Source organism: uncultured Cetobacterium sp., from assembly GCF_947072685.1.
Lineage (GTDB): Bacteria > Fusobacteriota > Fusobacteriia > Fusobacteriales > Fusobacteriaceae > Cetobacterium_A.
This window is the reverse complement of sequence record NZ_CAMTIK010000014.1, coordinates 38,786-49,203: the sequence shown is the minus strand read 5'-3', so window position 1 is coordinate 49,203 and position 10,418 is coordinate 38,786. Positions and strand designations below refer to the sequence as shown.

Below are 10,418 nucleotides of genomic sequence, written 5' to 3'. Positions count from 1 at the left end.
TTCTGACTATTTTCTCTATTCGGTTGTTAATGTCCTTCTGTTTTTCGTCTGCGGTATTTCCCGCTGACAAATATAATAGTACCACAAATTTTAAACTTCGTCAACAACTTTTTTTATTTTTTTAAAAAAAATAAACCCCAATACAATTTAGGGTTTATTTTTTAACGGGGAATTTACTTTAAACTCAATTAATTTAGCACTTTATAACTAATAAGACGCCACCAATTCTTAAAAAGTTTTTATTTTTTTAAAAAGTTATAAAATTCAATCAATTCTTCTGTATATGACAGTCTTTCTTCATAATCATCTGGATATCTATTTTTCGCATGATTTACAATATACTCTTTTACATTTTGAGGAACTTTTACTACTTTTAAAGAATCGTCATATTTCACTTTATATTCTTCATTTTTTTTATTTTTCTGCGTTCTTTGCCTTTTCTCTTCACTCTTATCTTTTAACTCATAGGAAAAATATTTGTATATAACCTCATAGTTTTTTCCATATACTTTTTCCAAACTAATAACTATTTCATCAATTTCTTGAGTCGTCAGCCCATTTTTTTCTCCACTTTTTACAATCCTTTCAAAAGCTCTCTTTTGGTCTCGAACATACCCATTACCTCTATCTTGATTTAAAGATTCTTGAAAAATATTAGTTTCTACTCTCGCTGGAATCTGACAAAACAATGTGCTTGTTAAAGATAAAAATATCAATAATCTCTTCATAATTTTATTACCTCCTAAAAAAAATCCCCTTCATTTTAGAAGGGGATAAAATTTTATATATTGTTATTAGAACTTAGCATTCATAGAAACAAATGCAAATGGTTGCCATCTCCAGTCATTAGCGCTTGACTGAGCTTCATTATCCCAGTTTCTATACTCTGCTCCAACTCCACCTTTAACAGATACTGCAGGTGTCATTTGATACTTTAAAGAAACATCCATAGCTGTATATAAGCTATATGTATTCTTCTCTTGTGTTTGTGACCAAGTTCCTTTTTCAGCATCTTTTGCATATCTATCATATTGTCTAAATACATATGGATCATATCCACCTTCAAAATTGAAGTCTAAATTATATTTTTCAGTTGCATATAACCCAACTGTTCTATATAAATAAAGCTCTACTTCAGCTTGGAACTCTTTATCTTTAGTTTCATTAACACCTGTTGTTATATCTTGATTATAGAAATATTGATTTAAATAAACCGCTCCATCCCAAGTGAATCCTAATGGAAGATTTCCAGCGTACTCAATATTCATTCCTAAAGTATTTGTATAGTTCCCACCATTATTAGCTGCCATAGAGTGATAAAGTTTTGGTGCAAATACTAATGATTCTAATAGTCCACCTTTATTTTTATATGTATTAATTCTTAGCATATACTCAAAGTTTTGAGAGTCGTTCTCTTCATCTCTATATTGTAATCTTGAAGTTAAAGTATCAGTATGCTTATAGTAATATCTTAATCTTGTTTCTGTTCCTGTAGTTTTTCCTAATTTTCTTACAGAACCTGTTTCTAAATTACTATAGTCTCTAATTCTTCCTTCTAACTTAGCGTTCTCTGTCATTTGGATACCAAAAGTTGTCTGAAGTCTAGCTCTATTGTTAGCTCCTCTGTTCCACGTATCTTGGTTATCAGCAGGTGCATTTACAGTTCCTGTATTCCCTCTAAATTTATCTCCATGCCCTTCAGTTTCTCCGTAAGCTCTATATTCTACCCCAATATATCCAGTCGGTCTAAAAGCTTCCTCTACAACTATAACCTCAACTACTGGCTCAGCTACAACTACAACCTCTTTTGAAACCTCTACCGGTGCTGCTACTACTTCTTTAGCGTGAGCTGTTGCTCCAACCACTAATAAAGAACCTAATAAAAGTGCTAACTTTTTCATATAAATTCCCTCCAGTTATTTTTTTTGTTTTTTAGAAACCCCTAATTTGAAATTTCTCCCGTTATGTAGTTTATACAATATTTTATCCTATTTGTAAATATTTTTTTATTTTTTTTCAAACTTTTTTAACTTTTTTTACGTCTTTTTGTTCTAATTTTTATATACTTCCTTTAATTTAAATTTGAATTTTCCTGTTTACTATAACGTTTGTATGGTGTCCTTGTTATTTTTTTATGTAGCTCTTCTTGTATTTTAACTTAGATATATAACTTTTAAATTTTAAAAATATATAATATATATGCCATGCTTTTTTTAAAAAAATTAAGAAAAAAAAAGCGAATACAAATGTATTCGCTTTGAACTTCTTGATAAAACAATTTGATACAAACAACTATCTTTTTGAGAATTGTGGTGATCTTCTTGCTTTTCTCTTTCCGTATTTCTTTCTTTCTACCATTCTTGAATCTCTTGTTAAGAATCCAGCTTCTCTTAAAGCCATTTTTAAAGTCTCGTCAGCTTCTACTAAAGCTCTTGATAGTCCATGTCTGATAGCTCCAGCTTGACCAGCATTTCCTCCACCAAATACGTTTACTTTAACTTCGAACTTATCTAAAGTTTCAGTTAATGCTAATGGTTGCTCAACGATTTTAGAAAGTAACTCTCTTCCACCGAAGTAATCTGCCATAGTTTTTCCGTTTATTTCGATTCCTTTTCCACCAGGGATAAGTCTTACTCTTGCTACTGAAGTTTTTCTTCTTCCAGTTCCTCTATATTGAATCATTTCTGCCACTGTCAATCCCTCCTAATTAAAATTCTACCTTTACTGGTTTTTGTGCAGTATGAGCGTGCTCAGCTCCAACAAATATTCTTAATCTTGTTAACTGCTCTCTTCCTAATCTGTTCTTTGGAAGCATTCTCTTAACAGCTAGCATTAAAGCTTCTTTAGGATTCTTTGCAAGAATCTCTTCTAATCTTCTTTCTTTTAATCCACCAGGGAATCCTGAATGGCTGTAGTAAATTTTATCTGTTAATTTCTTTCCAGTTACAGCTACCTTCTCGATATTTGTAACAACTACGAAGTCTCCTCCGTCAATGTGTGGAGTGTAAGAAACTTTATCTTTACCCATTAATTTCTTAGCTATTTCAGCAGCTAATCTTCCTAAAATTTTTCCTTCTGCGTCATAGTGAACGAATTCTCTAACAACGTCTTCTTTTCTTTGCATAGCAGTGTATTTTTTCACGTGTTTTTTCCTCCTCGAAAATAGTTATATTTATTTTAATATAACGAACGGCGTTCCTTTGTGGGAAAGGATTTATTATACCCATCTATTATATAGATTTTTTCCTATTTTGTCAATTTATTTTTTGGTTTGTAACTATATTATTTTTTGAATATTCCCAAAGGTTTTCCTAATGGTAAGAACTCTCTTCCGAAAGTTTTATTCAATACATTTGCAGCAGATCCATAGAATGACATTAGAGCTATTAAAAACTCAGATACTGCAGCTAGTGTATGCATTGCATGAGGTGCAATTCCAAAGGCTGTTCCTGCTAATCCTATAAACAGAAAATCTATTAATACAAATATGATCAATAGCGTCTTATTAGTCTCAATAGCCCCTACTGTCATGTATAATGTAAATATTAAATATCCTAAGAATACAAATCCAAAAGCTTTTGGATCCGCTGCTGCTTTCATCGCTTCACCAAACACACCTAATTGGATCATCCAGCTCATAGCCATTCCAAACCAGAAGAATGCATATCCTCCAAAAGCTGTAGTTCCAAACACGTTTCCATGTTTAATATCGTTTAAACAAGCTATTAGCTGTACGAATGCCCCTAAAAATATCGCCCAAGGGATTACCAAAGACACTCCACTTACGATTCCAAATTTGTTAGCTGATGCCACAAATGTAACTATTGCAAGACCTAAAAGACCTAATGCTGAAGGATCTGCCACTTCAATTTTAACATGATTGTTTTGATTCATTTTTTCAAATACTCCTTAATAATTTTTTTTTACGCAAGGAATATTTTAACCTTTTAATGAATCTTTGTCAACAAATACTTAACTTTATTTATTTTTTATATCGTTAATGCCGATGCCCCTTTTATTCCAGCATCATTCCCAAGCTCTCCTATTTTAATTTCTAGATTTTCTATCGTTATTCCTAAAGCGTAACGTGGCAATTTTTCTTTCACTCCCTCCATTAAAATATCTCCTGCCAAAGCAACTCCACCAGCTAAAATAACAACTTCAGGATTAATAATATTTAAAACATTTCCAATTCCTAGAGCTAAATACTCCGAGACATAATCAACTATATCTAAACAAAACTTATCTCCTTTTTTAGCTTCATCAAAAACATGTTTTGCCTCTAATCTATTCAAATCACCTTCTATAAATTTATATAAAGAGTTATCTTTGTTCATTTGAAGTCTTGATAAAGTCTCTCTCATAACCCCTGTAGCTGAAGCGTATGTTTCAAAACACCCTTTTTGACCACAACCACAAAGTTTCCCATCTTTTTCTAACTTCATATGTCCAATCTCTCCACCGGCACCAGTAGCACCCGAAATCAATTTCCCATCTATAAAGATACCGCCACCTATTCCCGTGCCAAGAGCTATCGTTATACTCTTTGAAAACCCTTTCCCTGCTCCATATAAAGTTTCTCCTAGAGCAATAACATTCACATCATTCTCCAATCTTGTTTTTACTCCAGATATTTTTTCCATTTTTTCACTTATATTAACATTTTGTTCCCAAGGAAAGTTTGCAAAAAATCCAACTTTTTTTTGCTCTATAACTGGCCCCGGTATCCCCATACCTATACCTTTTATAACATCTCTATCTATATCCAGTTCATCCAACAACACTAAAATGGTCTCCCATATTTTATTTAGTGTATAATCCACTCCCATTATAGATTCTGTTTTTATACTCACACTCTTCAAAATATCGCCTTCACCATTCAATATTCCAATTTTAGTATTCGTTCCTCCGACATCTACTCCCGCAAAATAATACATATTCCCCCTCCTAATTGTATATTTTTCTATATTTTTCTTTTAAATATTCTATATAATATTTTGGATTTATTCCCTCACCTGTGACCATTTGAATAATCTCTTCAGGTGATTTCAACTTCCCATATCTATGGATACGGCTATTTAACCAGTCTTTTATTACAGATAACTCTCCTCTTTCCAAAACTCCTGAGACATTAAAATCTTTTTTCATACTGCTTAATATTTGAGCAGAATAAACATTTCCTAGAGCATAGGATGGAAAATACCCAATTAATCCACAAGACCAATGAACATCTTGGAGCACTCCTTCCGAATCTGTTTTCGGTTCAACTCCTAAATATTCCATCATTTTTTCTCTCCAAATTTCTGGAAGATTTTCAACCTGATATTCCCCTGAAAAAATCCCTTTTTCAATCTCATATCTGATCATTATGTGCAGTGAATATGTCAACTCATCAGCCTCTACTCTAACCAAAGAAGGCTCCACTTGGTTTATCCCTTTATATATCTCATCTATCGTTAAATTTTCTAAATCTGGATAATATTTTTTAGCTCTACCAAAATATCCTATCCAAAACTCTTTGCTTCTTCCTACTATATTTTCATAAAATCTTGACTGTGACTCATGCACTCCCATAGATGCTCCATCTGCAAGAATGGTATCTTTTAATTTCTCATCCACATTTTGTTCATAGATGCCATGACCACCTTCATGTATACTACTAAATATAGATGAAAACGGAATATCTTCAAAGTATCTCGTTGTCAATCTAACATCATCTTTACTCACTGTTAGAGTAAACGGGTGTGCACTCTCAGATATTAACCCTCTATCCAAATCAAAACCTATATATTTTAAAATGTCTTTTGAAAGAAACTTTTGTTGTTCTTTAGAAACATTAAACTCTATTTTCTTCTTAAAATCTCTTTTATTTCTCGATATCTCTCTCAATAGAGGAACTATATCTTTTTTCAATTCTTTAAAAAATAGATCTAATCTCTCCGTGTCCATCCCTTTTTCATAATCGCTCAATAGAACCGAGTACAAACTTTTCCCTGTATTTCGATATCCTATAAATTTTTTGTTATAATAAAAAATCTGCTCTAATATCGGAGCAAAACTTTTAAAATCATTATCTTCTCTCGCTTTTTCCCATACACCTTGAGCTTTAGCTGTCAGTTCTGAGTATGCTCTATACTCTTCAGAAGGTATAACTTTCACCTTGTCTATTTCTTCTATTAAAAGTTCTATCTCTTTTTTCAACATATCATCTAATCCATTTTCATTTTCCTTCAATTCATTTACAAGAGTAATAAATTCTTTTGAAGTAGTCAAATTATAACTTTTTAAACTCAATTCTCCTATCATTTCAGAGAGTAATTTATAACCGCCTTTTGGTGTCTGAGTTTCCAAATCCCATTGAAGTAAAGCTAACATAGAATCTATCAATTTTTTCTCTTTTATTTTTTCCCTAAATTTTAAAATTTTCTCTTCCATAATTCTACCTCCTGGTTTTTTCTTTTATTATATTCAATTCAACTCGCTTTCACAAGGAAAATCTACTCTATTGATAATTTAAGGAAAATAATGTAAAATTATATATAAAAATATATCATTTTACATATAAAGGAGTTTTTTATGAAAAGAAGTATTTCAGGTATTCAACCTAGCGGAATATTACATTTAGGTAATTATTTCGGTGCAATGAAACAATTTATTGATAACCAAAACAGCTATGAAGGTTTTTACTTTATTGCTGACTATCACTCACTGACCTCTCTTACTGACCCTAAAGCACTAAGAGAAAACTCTTACAACATTGTATTGGATTACTTAGCACTTGGACTTAACCCAGAGAAATCTACAATCTTTCTACAATCAGATGTTCCTGAACATACAGAGCTAACTTGGTTGCTTTCTAATATTACGCCAGTAGGTCTTTTGGAAAGAGGGCATTCATACAAAGATAAAACTGCAAAAGGATTTAGTGCAAATACAGGATTACTTACATATCCTGTTCTTATGGCCGCTGATATTTTAATGTATGATGCTGATATTGTACCTGTTGGAAAAGATCAAAAGCAACATCTAGAGATGACTCGAGATATCGCTTTAAAATTTAATCAACAATATGATGTTGAGCTTTTTAAACTTCCAGAGCCACAAATTCTTGAGTCTCTTGCTGTTGTTCCTGGTACTGACGGTCAGAAAATGAGTAAATCTTATGGAAACACAATAAATATGTTTGCGTCTAAAAAAGAATTGAAAAAACAGGTTATGAGTATTGTTACCGATTCGACACCACTAGAAGAACCTAAAAATCCAGATAACAACATCACAAAACTTTATGAACTTTTCGCTACTAAAGAACAAGTTGAAGAAATGAAAGCTAAATTTGTTGCAGGGAATTATGGATATGGTCATGCTAAAAATGAACTTTTGAATGCTATTCTTGAGTATTTTAAGGAAGCCAGAGAGAGACGAGAAGAATTAGTTAATAATATGGATTATGTTAAAGAGGTTCTAACTAAAGGTTCTATCAAAGCTAGAGCTATCGCCAAAGAAAAAATTACAAAAGCTAAAGTTGCTGTTGGACTTGCAGGCAATGCTTATAAATAAAATTTGCAAAACAAAAAAAGACAGTGAAAACTGTCTTTTAATTTTAAGTTTAATGGCGCACCCGAGAGGAATCGAACCCCTAACCCCCTGATCCGTAGTCAAGTGCTCTATCCAATTGAGCCACGAGTGCGTATTTTAGTTATAAAAAAAAGGTAGAATATACTACCTTAGTTATTGCTATAAATGGCGGTGAAGGTGAGATTTGAACTCACGGTACGGGGTTAACCGTACTCTCCCTTAGCAGGGGAGTGCATTAGGCCACTCTGCCACTTCACCGTATTATGGCGGAAGACCAGAGACTCGAACTCTGAAGTCTTACGACGCCGGTTTTCAAGACCGGTTCCTTACCAGTTAGGATAGCCTTCCTTACAAATAAGATATTATCACATTTTTTTTTTGATGTCAAATACTTTTTTTATTTTTTAAAAAAAAGAGCTACTTTTAAAAGTAGCTCTAATCAATTATTCTTCTATTTTTTCTTCCTCTTTTTTCTCTTCTTCTTTAGGAATAGGGTTTCCAAACATCCACTCTATCTGTCTTCTAACACCTGTTAATTCTATCTCTTGCCCCTCTATTTCTAGCCTGTCACTTTCCGGAATAGATAGGTACCCTTCCTCTATTACAGAACCTTTTAATAGATTATGCTGAAGCTTTATAGGATTTTCAAATCCAAATGGTTTAAACTCTGTTTTTACACTTCTTATAAGTTCATCATTTTTTGAAATTTCTTCTATTTGTTCCTCTGTAAATCTTCTTTGTGGAGGATATTCAGCTATAAAAAGAGTCTCTGTTTTTATAAATTTTAATTCATCTCCATCTTTTTCAAAAATATCTATTGTATATCTTCCTCTATTTTTTACAAGGAACTTATCTATATCTATAATTTTCTTTCCAACCCCTAATGGGTCTATCATAGGAGTCAACTCTCCTCTTGATATCAAATCATCATCTGGACCATTTAATCTCACTTCAAAAACTGTAGGTCTCATTACCTCTTCAAAAGTCAAAACTATTGATAATCTCATCATTGGATGAGGAAATATTGGTTGAATAAGGTTATCAAAGGAACCAAAAATATCTACAGCTCCTCCTATTTGTTGACTCATTTGTGCAGCATGTGCTACTACTACGCTTTTTATCTTAGCCATTTTATCCCCCTTTGTGGTTATTTTGTTCTAATTTACTATAACATACCACATAAATTTTGTAAATTTTTATTTCAAAATAGTAAATATAAAGATACTTCCTTTGCCCTCTTTTGATATAATATCTATTTTCCCACCACAGATCTCCACCAACTCTTTAACTATCGAAAGACCCAATCCTGTTCCAGCTTTATTACTTGTTCTAGCTTTATCAACTCTATAAAATCTCTCAAATACTTTTTCCATATCATCTGGGGCCATACCAATACCATTGTCTTTTACACCTATTTTATATCTACTTTTAGTCTCAATTATAGAAATTTCTATTTCTGGAGTTTTATCCCCTTTATAGATTATCGCATTTTCTACTAAATTTTTTATTATTGTCAATATTTTTTCAAAATCTATTTTCAATTCTTCCTGTTTATTTAAAAGATTTAAATTATATTTTATTACTGCTCCACTCGTTTTTATTCTTTCACTTAAAGATAAATTTAATTCTATTTTCAATTTTTCTACTGGTATCTTTTGTATATTCACAATTTTAGAGCCTTCTATTTTTGTTATATTTAAAAAATCCACTATTATATTTTCTAATTTATCGATATTATTTTTTATAGTTTTAATAAATTGAATTTTCAAAGGTTCTGGAGCATCTTCTAAAGCAATTACATATCCTTTTATATTAGTTAATGGAGTTTTCAGTTCGTGACTTACATTACTTATAAATGTTTTTTGAACCTCTATCATCCCTTTTGTTTGAGTTATATCTTTTACAGATAAGAGATATCTCTGATCTTGGTCTAAAAATTTTACATTTACACTAAAATATCTTTTTAATCTCGGTATATAAACTTCTAATTTTTGATTTTGTTTTTGATTTATTGCTTTTTTCATAACATCTATTATTTCTATATCTTTTATTAGATTTAAATAATCCACTCTATCTTTTTCGTAGAGATAATTGAAACGACTATTTTTAATAATCAATTTTAACTTTTCATCAAATAAACATATCGAAGCATCAATAGAGCTTATTATCTGATGTAAAATACGCTTTTCTCTATTCAGATCAACTATATTCTCAAGGTTTTGTTGTTGCCATTTTTGCACTACATCCCAAAGATTTAAGATCCACGTGTCCCTTTCAAAATATAAATTTTCACCTTTTCCTTCATATTTTAAATACCTTTCAATTATCTCTATTTTTCGATACATATCTCTTTTCAAATAATTTTTATAAAAAGAATGTATCACCACATTTAAGAGTGTAAAAAACAACAGCTCCGTTAACAATATAATCTTTAGAGTTTTTTGGGTTTCTCCATAGTTTTTAGAAACTCTTATAATTACATTCTCTCCCTCCTTGTTCACTCTTTTTTCAGCATAATACGCCATTGTTTGAGTTGATATTGAGCTTTTTCTTATATCGAATCCTATCTCATTATTTTTTACAGCAACAACTTCTTTTCTAGTACTATGATTTTCTAATTCATACTCTTCATTATATTTTTTAGAATCATAAATAACAACTCCATCAGTTCCTATTATATTGAATCGCACATCTGAATCTTTAAAAATTTGTTGGTATTTTTCTTTGTCATACTCTTTTATTAAATTTGATATAATAAAAACATTTTCTTTTAAACTATTTCTCACTCCCTCTTTATAAAGTGAGGATAAAAATAAAACACTTGCCACTATATAAAAAAGTTC

At 31.2% G+C, this 10,418-nt stretch carries 10 protein-coding genes and 3 tRNA genes; 1 reads left to right on the top strand and 12 read right to left on the bottom strand.

Translation table 11 applies throughout. The features are described 5' to 3' along the window. Positions 1 to 239: 239 nt before the first annotated feature. The 7 genes from Q0V67_RS06605 to Q0V67_RS06575 form a co-directional block, all read right to left on the bottom strand. Positions 240 to 728, bottom strand: coding sequence for a hypothetical protein (locus Q0V67_RS06605; RefSeq protein WP_297598146.1), 489 nt, complete (start codon positions 726 to 728; stop codon positions 240 to 242). Between the two features lie 66 nt (positions 729 to 794). Next, a complete protein-coding gene (locus tag Q0V67_RS06600; RefSeq protein ID WP_297598145.1) occupies positions 795 to 1,901 on the bottom strand; it encodes a hypothetical protein in 1,107 nt (368 codons plus the stop codon). A 391-nt stretch (positions 1,902 to 2,292) separates the two neighbouring features. Then, positions 2,293 to 2,691, bottom strand: coding sequence for a 30S ribosomal protein S9 (gene rpsI, locus Q0V67_RS06595; protein ID WP_366938443.1), 399 nt, complete (start codon positions 2,689 to 2,691; stop codon positions 2,293 to 2,295). A gap of 16 nt (positions 2,692 to 2,707) precedes the next feature. Further along, a complete protein-coding gene (gene rplM, locus Q0V67_RS06590; protein WP_297598143.1) occupies positions 2,708 to 3,142 on the bottom strand; it encodes a 50S ribosomal protein L13 in 435 nt (144 codons plus the stop codon). 140 nt (positions 3,143 to 3,282) lie between these two features. Then, positions 3,283 to 3,894: an acetate uptake transporter gene (locus Q0V67_RS06585; RefSeq protein WP_297598141.1), complete on the bottom strand. Its 612-nt coding sequence runs from the start codon at positions 3,892 to 3,894 to the stop codon at positions 3,283 to 3,285. 95 nt (positions 3,895 to 3,989) lie between these two features. Next, on the bottom strand, positions 3,990 to 4,937 hold the full coding sequence (locus tag Q0V67_RS06580) for an ROK family glucokinase (RefSeq protein WP_297598140.1): 948 nt from the start codon (positions 4,935 to 4,937) through the stop codon (positions 3,990 to 3,992). Positions 4,938 to 4,947: 10 nt separating this feature from the next. Beyond that, positions 4,948 to 6,435 (bottom strand): carboxypeptidase M32, encoded by a 1,488-nt coding sequence (locus Q0V67_RS06575; protein WP_297598138.1) that lies wholly within the window; start codon positions 6,433 to 6,435, stop codon positions 4,948 to 4,950. A 141-nt stretch (positions 6,436 to 6,576) separates the two neighbouring features. Here Q0V67_RS06575 and trpS point away from each other — a divergent pair, with 141 nt between their 5' ends. Next, on the top strand, positions 6,577 to 7,557 hold the full coding sequence (trpS, locus tag Q0V67_RS06570) for a tryptophan--tRNA ligase (protein ID WP_297598137.1): 981 nt from the start codon (positions 6,577 to 6,579) through the stop codon (positions 7,555 to 7,557). Positions 7,558 to 7,610: 53 nt separating this feature from the next. Here trpS and Q0V67_RS06565 read toward each other — a convergent pair. The 5 genes from Q0V67_RS06565 to Q0V67_RS06545 form a co-directional block, all read right to left on the bottom strand. Continuing rightward, positions 7,611 to 7,687, bottom strand: a tRNA-Arg gene (locus Q0V67_RS06565). Between the two features lie 54 nt (positions 7,688 to 7,741). After that, positions 7,742 to 7,833: transfer RNA gene (locus Q0V67_RS06560), tRNA-Ser, on the bottom strand. 6 nt (positions 7,834 to 7,839) lie between these two features. After that, a tRNA-Ser gene (locus Q0V67_RS06555) sits at positions 7,840 to 7,923 on the bottom strand. 95 nt (positions 7,924 to 8,018) lie between these two features. Then, complete coding sequence (locus Q0V67_RS06550; protein WP_297598136.1) at positions 8,019 to 8,705, bottom strand: hypothetical protein; 687 nt, start codon at positions 8,703 to 8,705, stop codon at positions 8,019 to 8,021. Between the two features lie 66 nt (positions 8,706 to 8,771). Next, complete coding sequence (locus Q0V67_RS06545) at positions 8,772 to 10,361, bottom strand: ATP-binding protein (protein ID WP_297598135.1); 1,590 nt, start codon at positions 10,359 to 10,361, stop codon at positions 8,772 to 8,774. Positions 10,362 to 10,418: the final 57 nt, after the last annotated feature.